The sequence below is a fragment of the Paenarthrobacter sp. R1 genome (assembly GCF_030264015.1).
Classification (GTDB): Bacteria; Actinomycetota; Actinomycetes; order Actinomycetales; family Micrococcaceae; genus Arthrobacter; species Arthrobacter ureafaciens.
In genome coordinates, this window is sequence record NZ_CP127115.1 from 2,639,624 (window position 1) to 2,653,203 (window position 13,580).

Annotated in this window: 15 protein-coding genes and 1 pseudogene; 5 read left to right on the top strand and 11 right to left on the bottom strand. The window is 61.7% G+C overall.

What is annotated here, in order from left to right; genetic code table 11:
• Positions 1-91: 91 nt before the first annotated feature.
• The 4 genes from trxB to arsB all read right to left on the bottom strand — a co-directional run bounded on the left by trxB (position 92) and on the right by arsB (position 3,509).
• A complete protein-coding gene (gene trxB, locus QN084_RS12855; RefSeq protein WP_069695286.1) occupies positions 92-1,093 on the bottom strand; it encodes a thioredoxin-disulfide reductase in 1,002 nt (333 codons plus the stop codon).
• A gap of 33 nt (positions 1,094-1,126) precedes the next feature.
• Complete coding sequence (locus QN084_RS12860) at positions 1,127-1,549, bottom strand: arsenate reductase ArsC (protein WP_069695285.1); 423 nt, start codon at positions 1,547-1,549, stop codon at positions 1,127-1,129.
• Between the two features lie 130 nt (positions 1,550-1,679).
• A complete protein-coding gene (locus QN084_RS12865) occupies positions 1,680-2,354 on the bottom strand; it encodes an arsenate reductase/protein-tyrosine-phosphatase family protein (protein WP_069695284.1) in 675 nt (224 codons plus the stop codon).
• Positions 2,355-2,411: 57 nt separating this feature from the next.
• On the bottom strand, positions 2,412-3,509 hold the full coding sequence (gene arsB, locus QN084_RS12870) for an ACR3 family arsenite efflux transporter (protein ID WP_069695283.1): 1,098 nt from the start codon (positions 3,507-3,509) through the stop codon (positions 2,412-2,414).
• 97 nt (positions 3,510-3,606) lie between these two features.
• Here arsB and QN084_RS12875 point away from each other — a divergent pair, with 97 nt between their 5' ends.
• The gene (locus QN084_RS12875; protein WP_069695282.1) at positions 3,607-3,957 is read left to right on the top strand and encodes an ArsR/SmtB family transcription factor; all 351 of its coding nucleotides are present in this window, start codon (positions 3,607-3,609) and stop codon (positions 3,955-3,957) included.
• A 23-nt stretch (positions 3,958-3,980) separates the two neighbouring features.
• Positions 3,981-4,469 (top strand): GNAT family N-acetyltransferase, encoded by a 489-nt coding sequence (locus QN084_RS12880; RefSeq protein ID WP_069695304.1) that lies wholly within the window; start codon positions 3,981-3,983, stop codon positions 4,467-4,469.
• Positions 4,470-4,482: 13 nt separating this feature from the next.
• Here QN084_RS12880 and QN084_RS12885 read toward each other — a convergent pair whose 3' ends face one another.
• A complete protein-coding gene (locus tag QN084_RS12885; protein WP_069695281.1) occupies positions 4,483-4,779 on the bottom strand; it encodes an ArsR/SmtB family transcription factor in 297 nt (98 codons plus the stop codon).
• Between the two features lie 56 nt (positions 4,780-4,835).
• Here QN084_RS12885 and QN084_RS12890 point away from each other — a divergent pair, with 56 nt between their 5' ends.
• Positions 4,836-5,900, top strand: coding sequence for a flavin-containing monooxygenase (locus QN084_RS12890; protein WP_069695280.1), 1,065 nt, complete (start codon positions 4,836-4,838; stop codon positions 5,898-5,900).
• Positions 5,901-6,710: 810 nt separating this feature from the next.
• On the opposite strand, the gene QN084_RS12895 is transcribed toward QN084_RS12890, so the two are convergent.
• From QN084_RS12895 to QN084_RS12915, 5 genes are all read right to left on the bottom strand, one after another.
• Positions 6,711-6,950 (bottom strand): hypothetical protein, encoded by a 240-nt coding sequence (locus tag QN084_RS12895; protein ID WP_285750082.1) that lies wholly within the window; start codon positions 6,948-6,950, stop codon positions 6,711-6,713.
• Between the two features lie 264 nt (positions 6,951-7,214).
• The gene (locus QN084_RS12900) at positions 7,215-7,808 is read right to left on the bottom strand and encodes a DUF305 domain-containing protein (RefSeq protein ID WP_228145621.1); all 594 of its coding nucleotides are present in this window, start codon (positions 7,806-7,808) and stop codon (positions 7,215-7,217) included.
• Between the two features lie 80 nt (positions 7,809-7,888).
• A complete protein-coding gene (locus tag QN084_RS12905; protein ID WP_069695278.1) occupies positions 7,889-8,299 on the bottom strand; it encodes a four-helix bundle copper-binding protein in 411 nt (136 codons plus the stop codon).
• Between the two features lie 146 nt (positions 8,300-8,445).
• Positions 8,446-8,838 (bottom strand): hypothetical protein, encoded by a 393-nt coding sequence (locus tag QN084_RS12910; protein WP_139126785.1) that lies wholly within the window; start codon positions 8,836-8,838, stop codon positions 8,446-8,448.
• A 174-nt stretch (positions 8,839-9,012) separates the two neighbouring features.
• Positions 9,013-10,239 carry an IS110 family RNA-guided transposase gene (locus tag QN084_RS12915; RefSeq protein WP_069695276.1) on the bottom strand — a complete coding sequence of 409 codons (1,227 nt, stop codon included), beginning with the start codon at positions 10,237-10,239 and terminating at the stop codon, positions 9,013-9,015.
• 739 nt (positions 10,240-10,978) lie between these two features.
• On the opposite strand from QN084_RS12915, the pseudogene QN084_RS12920 reads away from it, so the two are divergent.
• A pseudogene (locus QN084_RS12920) lies at positions 10,979-12,022 on the top strand (IS110 family RNA-guided transposase); the annotation flags it as partial.
• A 350-nt stretch (positions 12,023-12,372) separates the two neighbouring features.
• Here the strand turns inward: QN084_RS12920 and QN084_RS12925 are convergent.
• Entirely contained in the window at positions 12,373-12,654 is a 282-nt protein-coding gene (locus tag QN084_RS12925) for a DUF3892 domain-containing protein (protein WP_069695275.1), read from the bottom strand.
• A gap of 618 nt (positions 12,655-13,272) precedes the next feature.
• Here QN084_RS12925 and QN084_RS12930 point away from each other — a divergent pair.
• Positions 13,273-13,572, top strand: a complete 300-nt coding sequence (locus QN084_RS12930) for a type II toxin-antitoxin system RelE/ParE family toxin (RefSeq protein WP_069695274.1) — start codon at positions 13,273-13,275, stop codon at positions 13,570-13,572.
• Positions 13,573-13,580 lie beyond the last annotated feature (8 nt).

Below are 13,580 nucleotides of genomic sequence, written 5' to 3' on the forward strand. Positions count from 1 at the left end.
AGCAGCAGTCCAGATCGTCCTCGTCGCAGCAGCCCGTGTCGGTGCAGCATCCGGTGTCCATCCAGATCACCCCCTCCCCGTTACTGAGTGATTAGGCGTGGGTTGGTTCTTCAACCAATGCCGTGGCGATGCTGTCGGCATCCTCCAACGCTGCCAGGAACCGTTCGGCGTCCAACGCGGCGGCGCAGCCGGTGCCCGCGGCGGTAATGGCCTGCCGGTAGCGGTGATCCACCGCGTCACCGCAGGCGAAGACACCCGACAGGTTGGTGACGGTGGTGGGTGAGTCGACCTTGATGTAGCCCTCAGCGTCCAGATCGACCTGTCCGGTGACCAGTTCGGTGCGGGGCACATGTCCGATGGCGACAAAGATGCCGGTGGCGTCCTGTTCGCGGGTTTCGCCGGTGCGGGTGTCCGTCAGGGTCACACCGGTGACCTTGGTATCGCCGTGGATCTTGGTAATGGCGGAATTCCACGCGAAAGTGATCTTCGGGTTGTCCTTGGCGCGCTGGGCCATGATCCGGGAAGCGCGGAGTTCGTCTTTGCGGACGACGACGGTGACGGTCTTGGCGAAGCGGGTCAGGAAGGTCGCTTCCTCCATGGCGGAGTCGCCGCCGCCGACGACGATGATGTCCTGCTCGCGGAAGAAGAACCCGTCGCAGGTGGCACACCAGGACACGCCGTGGCCGCTGAGCTTCTTCTCTTCCGGCAGGCCCAGCTCCTTGTAGGCCGAGCCGGTGGCGAGGATAACCGCCGGTGCCTCGTGAGTCTCGCCGGCGCCGGTGACGACGCGCTTGAGGTGACCGGTCAGATCGACCTCGGTGACGTCGTCGAACACGATCCGGGCGCCGAACTTCTCGGCCTGTTCCTGGAGACCATCCATCAGCTCCGGGCCCTGAACGCCGCCCGGGAAGCCGGGGAAGTTCTCCACCTCGGTGGTGTTCATCAACGCACCCCCGGCGGTGACCGAACCGGCCAGGACCAACGGGTTCAACCCGGCCCGTGCGGCATAAATCGCAGCCGTGTAACCGGCGGGGCCGGAGCCGATGATGATCAGCTGTTCTGTCTGGACGTCGGTACTGGCGTCGGTGCTCACGGAAGTCTCTCCTGGTGCTCGAAAAAAGATGGGTTACTTGGCGGCCGGGACCAGCGAGGCGATCAGGGCCTCGATGCGGGTCTTGATCTCATCGCGGATCGGACGGACAGCGTCCACGCCCTGACCGGCGGGGTCTTCAAGAACCCAGTCCTCGTAACGCTTGCCGGGGAAGTACGGGCATTCATCGCCGCAGCCCATGGTGATCACGACGTCGGATTCCTTGACGGCCTCGGTGGTCAGGACCTTTGGGATCTCGGCGGACATGTCGATGCCGAGCTCGGCCATGGCCTCAACGGCGGCGGGGTTGACCTTGTCCGCGGGCTGCGAGCCGGCGGAACGGACCTCGATGGCCCCGTCGGACAGGGTGGTCAGGAACGCTGCGGCCATCTGGGAACGGCCGGCGTTGTGGACACAGACGAACAGAACGGAAGGCTTCTTGATGGTTTCGGTGCTCACGGGTTTCTCCTGGGATCAGTTGCTTGGTCTGGATGGTCGTACCGAACCAATACCGCGATGAATAACATTGATCTTCATCGATGTATCGAGTATCGGCGTCTAGATTGATGGTTGTCAATATTTGCTGTAGCTAGGCTGCCTGCAGGCGGGGGGCCAGGTCGAGCACTCGGCGCGAAATGTCCGCAAAGGCGTTCTCGAAGGCATCTTCACTGTCCAGTCGCAGCGGATCCGGCACCGACCAGTGGATGCCGCGCAGGTCCGGGAGTTCCTCGTGGGCGTTGTCGCAGACGGTGACCACAAGGACTTCATCGAGGGCCATTTGGTTGATCTGGCGGGGCAGGGCTCCGGCGAGATCGAGGCCATTGCGGCGCGCTACCTCAATGGCACCCTTTGCCACGTGCTCCGCGGGGTGCGTGCCCGCCGATGCTGAGGGAATGTCGCTGACGTTGCGCCACAGCGCGGCCGCCAGTTGGGACCTTGCGCTGTTGCGGGTGCAGACAAACAGGATTCGCCGCGCATCGTATTTCCGACCAGGGACCAGTCCTTCCAGGGCTGCGGGTGCCAGCCGGAAGTAGCTGCGCCGCTTGTCAGCTTCGGAGCGCTGCCGCACCGCCAGCCCGGCCCCTTCCAGGGTCCGCAGGTGGTGCGACAGCAAGTTGGAAGGAATCCCCAATTCCGACTGCAGCTCCTTCGGGGACAAGTCGCCCAAAGTCAGCAGGTCCACGATGCGCAGCCGTGCGGGGTCGGCGAGGGCGGCGTACCTGGCGACCCTGGCCTGAAACGTCTCTTCTTGCTCAATACTCATTGAGTCAATCTTGACTGAACTAAATCACCTAGTCAACCTGATTGTCCCTTGTGCCGGCTAAGCATTTTCGGTGACGTCGTTGGTGAAGAAGCGCTTGCGGGCCCAGAGTGCGGCGTATACCAGCGCGACGAGGACCGGGACTTCGATCAGAGGGCCCACGACGCCGGCGAGGGCCTGTCCGGACGTGACGCCGAAGGTGCCGATGGCAACAGCGATGGCAAGCTCGAAGTTGTTGCCGGCTGCGGTGAACGCCAGTGTCGTCGTCTTGGCATACCCAAGGTTGAGGAGCTTTCCAAGGACCATGCCAACGCCGAAGACCACGAGGAAGTAGACCAGCAGTGGCACCGCGATGCGGACCACGTCCAGTGGTCGGGAGGTGATGGTCCCGCCCTGCAGGGCGAACAGGAGGGTGATGGTGAACAGGAGGCCGTAGAGAGCCCAGGGTCCAAGTTTTGGCAGGAGTTTGTTCTCGTACCAGTCCCGGCCCTTGGCTTTCTCGCCAACGGTGCGGGTGAGGAAGCCGGCCAGCAGGGGGATGCCCAGGAAGATCAGGACCGAGAGCGTGATGGCCCAGAAGGAGAAGTCCGCGCTGGTGGTAGGCAGGCCGAGGAGGGATGGCAGCCACTGAAGGTAGAACCAACCCAGAGCGCCGAATGCGACAACCTGGAACACGGAGTTGATGAACACCAGAACAGCGGCGGATTCGCGATCCCCGCAGGCCAGATCGTTCCAGATCATCACCATGGCAATGCAACGGGCCAGGCCCACGATGATCAAACCGGTCCGGTATTCGGGCAGGTCCGGGATGAAGATCCATGCGAGAGCGAACATGAACGCCGGCGCCAGAACCCAGTTGATCACCAGCGACGTGATCATCAGCTTCCGGTCAGCCAGAACCCGGTGCGCCTGGTCGTAGCGGACTTTCGCCAGGACCGGGTACATCATCACGAGTAGTCCGATGGCGATCGGCAGCGACACCTCGCCGATCTTCACCGCCTCCAAGGCGGTGTTCAGCCCAGGGATCAGGCTGCCCAGAAGCAGGCCCAAGGCCATGGCGGCGATGATCCACACCGGCAGAAACCGGTCAAGGGTGGAAAGTTTGCCAACGATGGCGGCGTCCTGCCGGGGCAGGGGTGTATCGGTCCGGGTGCTCACGGGTCTCCTGTGAATCTCGGCGGTAAATTGATGAGGATCGATATGAAGTATTCCCAGCTATATCGATGGTTGTCAATTTGCGTGCATAATGGGAGACATGAATTCTCTGCAAACTCTTGAGCCCGAAGTTGAGGCTTCCTGCTGCGTGCCGGCCGAGAAGCCGGCGCTGGGCGCCGAGGAAGCGCAGCAGAAGGCCCTCATCTTCAAAGCTTTGGCCGATCCGAACCGGCTCCGCCTGCTCTCCATCGTCAAAGCCGGGGAATCGGGGGAGTCCTGCGTCTGTGACCTCACCGAACCCCTGGACCTGGGCCAGCCAACGGTCTCCCACCACCTGAAGATCCTCGTAGAAGCAGGGCTGCTGCGCCGCGAGAAGCGCGGAACCTGGGCCTACTACTCACTCATTCCGGGCGCTCTGGATGAGGTCGCCGGGATTCTGGCCGCCCTGTGACCACCGCGTTCGATATCCGACCCATGCAGGCGGCCGACTGGCCCGCCGTGCAGCGTATCTTCCAGGAAGGCATCGACACCGGGCATGCGACCTTTGAGACAAGGGCGCCCGACTGGGAGACGTTCAATCAAACCAGGCTGCCAGGTCACCGTCTGGTTGCCGCAACGCCCGAGCATGGCGTTCTGGGATGGGCGGCCGTTTCCGCGGTGTCTTCCCGGCCTGCCTACGCCGGGGTGGTCGAACACTCCGTTTATGTTGCTGCCGAAGCCCGCGGGCTCGGTCTGGGCAAAGCACTCCTGCAGGCGCTCATCGAGTCCACCGAAAATTCAGGAATCTGGACGATCCAGTCCAGCGTTTTCCCGGAAAACCATTCCAGCCTCAGCATCCACGAAACCGCTGGCTTCACGGTCATCGGACGCAGGACCCGGATCGCCCGCATGGACCATGGGCCCGCCGCGGGGCACTGGCGCGACACCATTCTCCTCGAACGCAGGTCCTCCGTGGTCCGCTGACCCGAGGGCTGGATCAGCAGCATCTCCCCAGATAGCCCTGCAGATCCTCCAGAGTCGCCCGGATGGCCTCAGTATCTGCCCGGTAGTAAACACTCTTGCCCTGTCTGACCGCCGTCAGCAGCCCGCCCTGACGCAGAAGACTTAGCTGCTCGGACGCCGTCGACTGTCCCAAGCCACACCGGGTCGCGACCTCGCCAACCGTCAGTGATTCCCCGCCAGCAAACACGAGCATGATCTGCTGGCGGGTCTCGCTGGCCAAGGCTTTCAGGAAGCGCTGGGTGCCATCGTTGAGTGCTGTCGACTCGGTCATGAATCCAGCCTACCGTGTCATTTCTTAATATCGCGATATGACGATATGTTCAGGGCATGAACACGGCAGAGTTGATCATCATCGGCGGCGGACAAGCCGGATTGGCCACCGCACACCATGCGCTGGCCATGGGTCTGCACCCTCTCATCCTGGACGCCTCCACAGGGCCTGGCGGCTCCTGGCCGAACTACTACGAGAGCCTGAAACTTTTCTCCCCGGCCAGGTACTCGGCCCTGCCAGGCACGCCCTTCCCCGGTGACCCCGACCGTTACCCCTCGCGCGACGAAGCGGCCGCCTATCTGGCTACCTACGCCCGAGACCTCGACGCCGAGATCCGACACAACGAACGCGTCCAGACCCTCGCCACAAACGATGAAGGCTTTGCGGTGGAGACGGCCAACGGAGCGACGTTCATGACTGAGAAGATCATCGTCGCCACCGGAGGCTTCGGGAAACCTTTTATCCCCACCCTGCCCGGACTGCACGAACTCACCGGACAAATCCTCCATAGCGCCGACTACCTTCGACCGGACGACGTCGCCGGTGACCGGGTCATCGTGGTCGGCGGTGGGAACTCGGCCGTTCAGATCGCCGTCGAGCTGGCTGCAACAGCTACAGTCAGCCTCGCAACCCGGCGCTCACTGCGGTGGCAGGCCCAGCGGATCCTGGGACAAGACTTCCACTGGTGGCTGGATCGCTCCGGCCTCGACCGCTCCCGGGCCGGGCTGCTCCTGACACAACGCGGAACGCCCGTCGTTGACGACGGCAGGTACCGGGCAGCGGTACGCGCCGGTAGGCCCGATCGCAGGCACATGTTCACGCATATCACTAACGACGGTGTCATCTGGGCTGACGGGTCGCACGAGCACGTAGACACCATCGTCCTCGCCACAGGATTCGTGCCCGATACGCCCTTCCTGCCAGCAGAGGCAGTGGACCCGGCGGGGTTCCCACATCATTCCCGTGGCGTGTCCACCACCATCCCGGGCCTTGGTTACGTCGGGATGGAACACCAACGAACGTTCGCGTCCGCAACGTTGCGCGGCGTAGGAAACGACGCCGAGCACGTCCTCGATGCGATCGGCTCAACATATGCTCCCGTACCGCATGTGGTCCGCTGACTCGTGACGCCGGACGCTCAGAGTCTTCCACAAACCAGCCTCTGCGCAACCGTGAAATCCGATCCATTCGTTGGAATGCTACATGGAGGTCCGCCAGTACTGCCCAAGGGCGGCGTGGACGGCTTGCACACCAATCGGGGACAGCTTTGAGCTGTGCGGAGGGCTCCACCTTGCCCCCAGTGGGCACAACCCGTCCACGCGACGGGCAGGGTTACCTGCTTGAGATGCGGTGGCAGTTCGACGTCAGCACCAAGGACCACAACGGGCGTCCGCTCCGCGGACGACTGCAAAAGCCTCTTTTTGCCTTACATGTGGCTGGGTTGTTCTCCGTGCAAGGCCACTGATCGTAGCCGTCCGGGGGCCACCCTCGACCGGCTGGACCAGTGGGGGCCTCGCACGGCGGGGCAGGAAGGAGGTGGCTACATGAGCATCGACGAAGCGATCAAGCTCGCGACTTCGGTCGTGAGCTTGATGACAGCTGTCATCGCTCTACTCTCCATGCGGAACGAGCGCTTAACAAGCAAACGCTCCCGAGGTGCAACTCGGAAGCGTAAGCGTAAAGCAAGGAAGTAGGTGTAGCTACGAAACCCGGTGGTCGTGACCGCTTTGGTTGCGGCCACCGGCTCCTTCTCAGACTAAGTCCTACTCACCGATAAGGAAACCTCATGGAACCGCTGACCATCGTGAACTTCGTTCTCTCACTCACAGCACTGGGCGCTTCGATCATGGGCGTACCGCGCCACCTCCAAAGTCCCCAAGGAAGACGGCAGCTAGCCGGATCCGGGGCGGGCTGCCACACGGCGGCCCGCCCTACCGGGCCGGGGTGTCCTTCGGACCGTCAGCCGTGTCCTTCATGATGCGCCCGATCGTCTCAGCAATCGCCCGCACCGCTTCCGGGTCTTCGACCCAAGAGCGTCCGTTGCGGCTGCAAGCCTGGAACGACGTCACCTTGGACTCATCGACAGTCTGCCGCAGCTCAGCCCACGCCGCCTGCAGGTCGGAAGAGTCCGCCGTTGTGCGGCGCCTGCCCAGAAAGTTTCTCAGTCCCACTGCCACCACTCCTTCTGACACAAGTGTCCCGCCTGGGATTGGGAGAAACCAGGCGGGACATGCCTACCGTACCAACCCAGCCGGACAAGCCTCAGGGAACAAGCATGCTCGCAGGGCTCGCACCCCTTTTGGGCGTCCATTCCGCTTCGCTCCATGGCCGGCTGTTGGGTCCAGGGCGCGCCGTCGCAGAGCTCCGGACACCCTGGCCCTTTTGTGTCTACGACGATGCTCCTATAGTCGTCAAAATTGGCGTAGTGGTCGGCGTCAGTCTGACTTGTACCTTTCGAGGATCGCCTTCATCTGGGTGATTTCTTCCTGTTGGGATTTCACGATGGAGTCGCACAGGGTGATGATTTCCGGGTCGGTGATATTCGATTCCTCGCAGACGAGTAATGCCCGGGAATGATGGGGGATCATGGATTTGAGGAACTGTTCGTTGCCGACGAAGGTTTCTGTGCGGCCCAGTGCGAACACGGCGACGAAGAGTACGGCGAAGCCGATCAGCATGGCGATGTTGGCTTTTCTGTTCTTGAACATGGACCACATGCCGATGATCATGACGACGGCCATCGCGGACACCATCAGCAACGCCATCCAAAAATTGCTCAGGTTGAAGTAGAAGTGGTCGATCGAGCGGATCATTGACATCGACAGGACCCACATCAACGCCAGGCTGATCAGCAGTATCAGGGCGAATTTGAGATACATCCTGGATGAGTGGTGGCCGGTTTTGTCGTCTCGGGCGCGTGGGCCGCTGCTGTGGGTTTCTGATTCTCGGTGCTGGTGGCTGGGTTGCTGCTGCTCGTGCCCGGCGGCGCTAACGCGAGGGGAGTCTGGCTGGTTTTGCGGGGTACTCATGTGAGTTTCCTTCATGTGCGTGGCCCCTTCCCTACACAAATCCGGGGGCGGGAAGGGGCGCCAAGGCGTAGGCGGGGCGACTAGCCCAGCGAGGAGAGGAGCTCGTGGCACGCTGTTTCACAGCGGCGGCAGGCTTCGGCGCAGATCTTGCAGTGCTCATGCATTTGGGCGTGGCGTTCACATTCATCTGCGCATGCCTTGCAGGCGGTGCGGCATGCTTCGAGGACTGCCCGGGTGATGTTGGCGTCGTACCCGGTGTGCCGGGACAGGACGTTGCCTGTCGTTGCGCAGATGTCGGCGCAGTCCATATTGGTGCGAATGCACTTGGTCAGCTCGGCCACCATGTCCTCGCTCAGGCAGGCATCGGCGCAGGCCGTGCAGGTCTGTGCGCATTCGAAGCATGCCTGGATGCACTCGGCGAGTTTTTCCTGATCCACTCCGCCCAGGTCCTTGGGGTAGGTTGCGAGCATGGGGGTTACGTGATGCGTCATTGTCTTATCTCCCTGTTTTTAAATACAGCAGTCCGTTACTACTGCTGTGAAGCGATTTATTGGGTCTGCTCTGTGCAGCCCCGGGTTTCCTCAGCCGGCTAATAGCCGCTGATCCGGTTACGGTCGGGTCATCGCTGTACGGAGATTTATGTCCTGCTGATCGATAGGACCGTCAAAGACGGTCTGAGGTGATCGAGTCGTTCCAAAGCGGGGTCAAACCAACCAGGCGGGACGTAATCCGGCCGGTATTCCCCCGTCTCGATCAGTGTGGAGGCCGCAGCCACTTTCTCGGGCAGAAGCCGGAGGGTTTGGGCGACCATCATTTGGGTCCCGTGCTGATCGCTGCAGCAGGCGCGCTGAGACTCCGGCAGGTCAGACGCTGCGGTGACGGCCGTTGCTGCTGAAGCAGTGAGTTCATGGACCTCGGCGGTGACCATCTGATGGGAACTGATTCCCATGGCGTTCGGGTGCTTCATCAGCAGGCAAAGCGCCGCGCACAGGCTGAATGAGAAGACCAGCAACAGCGACACGGTCAGCACCCCGCACAGCATTCGCCTGCTGGGTTGCGTAGCGTCAATTACTGATGCTGAGATAGGTCATCCCCTCCGGTCTTGCCGGTCTAAAGCCACTTTAACCCTAGTAAATGATCAGCATACTTACCAGTGTTGAGGCTCTTTCGGCGAGCTGCTCGGCTACGGCCGTTCGTCTTTTGTTCAGACGGCCGCCGCTGCGGATTGATCCCCTAGCCATTGCCGGTAGGTGGTCGCAAGGGTGTCGTTGCGGAGGAGTCCTCGTTCCAGGAGGGAAATTTTCGAGGGCCATTGGCCGAGTTCGCGGGCTGCGGTTGTGATGGTGCAACCGAGTGTGGTGCGCGTCTGCCGGAGATCGCTGTTGTCCGGTGCTGGCTGGGGGTTGGTGATCTGGCGGTAGATTTCCCGGGCGGCGTAGCGTTTGAGGCAGCGCATGATTTCCCGTTTGCTCTTGCCTTCCGCGGTGCGTTTGGCCACGTACTCCTTCGTCCTTTGGCACGATGCCATCCGGACCAGGACCACTTGATAGAGGGCGTGATTGGCGTTGCGGTCCCCGCCTCGGCTGAGCCGGTGGCGGGTTGTTTTGCCTGACGATGCCGGTACGGGGGCGACCCCGACGAGGGAGGCGAACTGGGCTTCGTTTCCCAACCGGTCCGGGTTGTCTCCGACGGTGACCAGCAGCTGGCTGGCCACGTCGGTGCCGACGCCTGGCAGGTCGCAGAGCATCGGGGCGTAGGCTTCGATGATTTCCTGGAGTGCGGCATCCGCCTCAGCGATCTCTGTGGCCAGGGACTGGCAGCGCGTGGCGAGGGCTTTCAGCGTCAGAAGGGTCACGTACTCCGGGTCAGCCATGTGTCCCGATGGTCTCGTGCGCTGCAGGGCAGTGATCAGGGCGGAAGTGGCCATTGCCCGGTACTTCGCCCGGAGTCTGTCCGGGGCTGAAACGAGGAGTCCCTTGATCTGGTTGATGGCTGCGGTACGTGCCTTGAGCGCGGAGGCGCGCCCAGCGCGCAGGACCCGCAGGCATTCAACGGGGCCGTCCTTGGCTTTCGGGACCGACGTCGCCCGTCCCTCGAGTACCGACTTTGCAGCCTGGTAGGCATCCAGCGGATCGGACTTGCCCCGTAGCCGCCGCGCGGCCCGGTTCGGTCGGTTCACTTCCAGCACCGTCAGCCCGGCGGCCCGGAGGGTCCGGGCGAGCTCGGCGCCGTAGGAGCCGGTTCCTTCGATCCCGACGGCGGTGACCGTTCCATGGCTGGTGATGAAGTCGAGGATTTTCCGGTATCCGGATCCCACGGCCAGGAATTCCTTGTCCGCGAGGGGTTTGCCGTGTTCGTTTATGACGGCTACGTGGTGTGTGTCGGCGTGGGTGTCGATACCCGCGATGACTTTGATTGGTTCGTTTGCCAAGATGGAAATTGCCCCTCAGTCGCGTCGAATGCTGATTGATCGGGCGCGGGCCAGGTGGGCAGACAAAACGGTAATGGGACTGGTCGAATCAGGCTCCTATAAAGTCATGTCCGCCTGGCTCGACACCCTTTGACGGACCTTGAGCCGGCTGACAGATCGTCGGAAAGACAGTGCCGGCAGGCACGTCAGTTTTTGGGTGGGCCACGCCGGCTCAAGGACTTTTCCAGTATTACCGTTTTTTGGCTGCTGTCCTTCGGATTGTACGTGTCCGCTCCACCCCGTCTAGCCCCTCCGCAGGCTCCGGGGCCTGCGGCGCAGGAAATGTCCCTCCGGCGCTCCTGCGTCGCTTATTTCCTCCGGGAATTTCCCGCCCCTTGCCCTGCGGGTAGACAGGCCTCCGTCGGCCACAGCTCCGCAAGCTTCGCCAGCAGCCAAAAAACAACTGTGAGTCTTGCAATGGTTGGTCTGGGACTAGCTGGCAGTGTTGGTGCCGGTCGTTCTGCCTGGCGTGTGACTCGAAAAAACAATTGCCCCTGGTGGGTGCGTTTCCCCCGATTTGTCCGCGCCGGGTGGAGCGGCCGGCGTTGATCTGTCCCACGTCGATGGCTTGATTAGAAGCTTGCCCAGCCTTTTTGGTTGTGGCTCATCACAGTTTTGCCTCGAGGTGACTCTTCCCAGGTTCAATGCCGGTCGTGAAGCGGCCTGTCTTGCCCGTTCGAAAGGAAGGAGGGTGGCCGCGTTGACTTTCGTTACGCAGACCCGCCCGTTCGTTATTGGCGTGGACTGTCACGCCCGCACACACACTTACGCCATCATCGAGGCCAACACCAAGCGCCAGGTCGCATGCGAGCAGTTCCCGACCACCCCGGGAGGGATCTCGCGCGCACTTGCCTGGGTAGGACGAAGGACAGATGGCGATATGGCGTGTTTATGGGCCGTCGAGGGCATCGGCTCCTATGGGGCACGTTTGGCCAAAGCGGTAACCGACGCCGGCTACGATGTCGCCGAAGCTCCACGGATGAACGCCCGAGTTCGCCGTGGGATCGGCAAATCCGACCCGCTGGACGCCGCCGCCATCGGAACCGCAGTCCTGGGCCTTGAGGTCTCCCAGCTCCGGACTCCGCGCAGGGATGAAGGAATCCGTGCAGGGCTTAGGATCCTGAACGCGGCCCGGGATCAGCTGACCCGGGACCGAACAGTGAACGTCAATGCACTCATCGCCTTACTCCGGGCACATGACCTTGGAACCGACGCTCGTAAACCTTTGGTTTCCGCCCAGATCGCCTCGATCAGTAGATGGCGGGAACGGGACGAACCGATTGAACTATCGATTGCGCGCGAGGAAGCAGTCCGGTTGGCGCGCCGCGTTCTCGAGGTGACCACTCAGCTCTCTGCGAACCAGAAGCGCATGACAGAGCTGATCCAGCAAAGCCCCGCTGCGCCGTTGTTGGAGATAGTGGGGGCTGGCGCTGTCACGGTCGCGACCGTCCTGACAGCTTGGCCGCATCCAGGGAGGGTACGCAGCGAAGCCGCTTTCGCGTCTCTGGCAGGGGTGAATCCCTTGCCTGCCTCAAGCGGTAACACCGTCCGGCACAGGCTCAACAGGGGCGGTGATAGACGATTAAACCGAGCCTTGCACACCATCACCATGACCAGGATGGTCCACGACCCCGGAACAAGGGACTACGTTGCCAAACGCACCCAAGAGGGTCGCAGCTACCGCGAAATCCGCAGATCCCTCAAGCGCTACATCGCCCGTACCCTCTATCGCCAACTCAATACCCTTTACACCACCGAGGAACCACCCCGAACTTTTGTTGCAGGAGAAGCACCCGGCCAGGGAGAGAAGGGTTATCCTTCGGCCGCGGTTTGCCTAGAGGTTCCGGCGTCTCACTGACGGTAGTCATGCTTCCGTTGCGCAACGGGCGCATCCCATACATAGCTAGAGGACACGGTTCATGTGCTTGTCTGGTATCGCTGGTATCTCGTATGGATCCTCAATCGGGAGATTGGGACGCCCGGCGACCTCTGGGGCTGGCGCAGATGGTGCACCCTGCCAGATGCCATGGCGCAAGAAGGTGAGGTCGCTGCGTCAATGACGCAGCGACCTCACAAGTGTGGCTCGCGGGGTATCTAGAACCTGGGCAGGGCCAGCAGGTTGTTGTTCCATTGGCGATCGGCATAGGTACGTAGGTATGGAGCCGCGTTTTCGGGGCGGACCACACCCACTTCCACCTTCGAGGAGCCGGTCCCTACATATGCCCGGCCCTTTTTCACGTCAATCCATTCGACCATCGTCGGCTTGTTACTGGTCCCAGTGCCGTTGTCCGCTTCGTTTATCCACTTGTAGCTGGTGATGTGCTGGTGATCTTCCGGGAATCCCTCAATGCGTACGTGGGTGATTCTTACCGCCATGGCTTTACTCCTAGTTTTGTCGGGTGTTTCGCGTGCGTACTTCCCGAGCCACTTAGCGCGGGGGCAAGCAGGGGCGGAATGCCGAATTCCGCCCCTGGGCGTCAGACCTGCTGTGTGATCGTTCCGCTGGGGTTCCGTCGCACAGTTGCGTCGGTGACGAACCTGCCCGTTGCGGCCGAGCGATTCACGCTGCGTCCATTCCCTGTTCCGCTGCCTACCCTCTCCGTCGTTGTCGTGCGCGGAGATCGTGCGGCAGCAGCTTTCGTGACAAACCGTCCGGTCCGGGCGCTGCGGCTAACTGATCGTGCCATGGTGTCCTCCTCAGAACACTCATCCGAGGGGGAGGGCCGCCATTCTTGGCTGCCGTGGACTCCGTTAGAATCGCTACTACCACTAACCATGGAGCTTGCGGTCCTGACCTCGAGTTGCTGGGCGGATCCGCTGTTACGGGTCCGCCCTTTCACGTGTCGGGCTATCCGACAAAAATTAGCCTAGTCGCATCACTCTTAGGGCGCAAGGGTGATGTGCTGTGTCGAGAAGTGGAGTATAGTGTTGTTTACGAGTTAAGCACTTCCTGTAGGGTGTTATTCACATCAGGGGTGAAGGACGGCTTACGGAATGCAGGTGGACTACGAGGACGAGGATCTCCGGAGACTCGCTTACGAGCCAGACCACCGCACTACACGTTGGGCCCCAAACGTTACGAAGGCTTATAGGCGACGGATTCAACAGCTGCATGCGGCGGTCACTGATCAAGATCTGAGAGCACTGAAGTCCCTCCACCTAGAGAAGCTGAAGGGTGACCGTGCTGGAACATGGTCGATTCGAATAGACACGCAGTACCGGCTTATTCTTCGGTTCCAGACGCAGGATGGCGGGCGAATAGCCATCGTCATTGAAGCCGTTGACTACCACTGAAGGACTGA

What these genes read in the sequence shown, in the direction of transcription:
- QN084_RS12865 (WP_069695284.1), bottom strand. Translation starts at nt 2,354, where the DNA reads ATGAGTATTGAGCAAGAAGAGACGTTTCAGGCCAGGGTCGCCAGGTAC.
- QN084_RS12875 (WP_069695282.1), top strand. Translation starts at nt 3,607, where the DNA reads ATGAATTCTCTGCAAACTCTTGAGCCCGAAGTTGAGGCTTCCTGCTGC.
- QN084_RS12925 (WP_069695275.1), bottom strand. Translation starts at nt 12,654, where the DNA reads ATGGCGGTAAGAATCACCCACGTACGCATTGAGGGATTCCCGGAAGAT.
- QN084_RS12880 (WP_069695304.1), top strand. Translation starts at nt 3,981, where the DNA reads ATGCAGGCGGCCGACTGGCCCGCCGTGCAGCGTATCTTCCAGGAAGGC.
- QN084_RS12890 (WP_069695280.1), top strand. Translation starts at nt 4,836, where the DNA reads ATGAACACGGCAGAGTTGATCATCATCGGCGGCGGACAAGCCGGATTG.
- QN084_RS12885 (WP_069695281.1), bottom strand. Translation starts at nt 4,779, where the DNA reads ATGACCGAGTCGACAGCACTCAACGATGGCACCCAGCGCTTCCTGAAA.
- QN084_RS12900 (WP_228145621.1), bottom strand. Translation starts at nt 7,808, where the DNA reads ATGAGTACCCCGCAAAACCAGCCAGACTCCCCTCGCGTTAGCGCCGCC.
- QN084_RS12930 (WP_069695274.1), top strand. Translation starts at nt 13,273, where the DNA reads ATGCAGGTGGACTACGAGGACGAGGATCTCCGGAGACTCGCTTACGAG.
- QN084_RS12905 (WP_069695278.1), bottom strand. Translation starts at nt 8,299, where the DNA reads ATGACGCATCACGTAACCCCCATGCTCGCAACCTACCCCAAGGACCTG.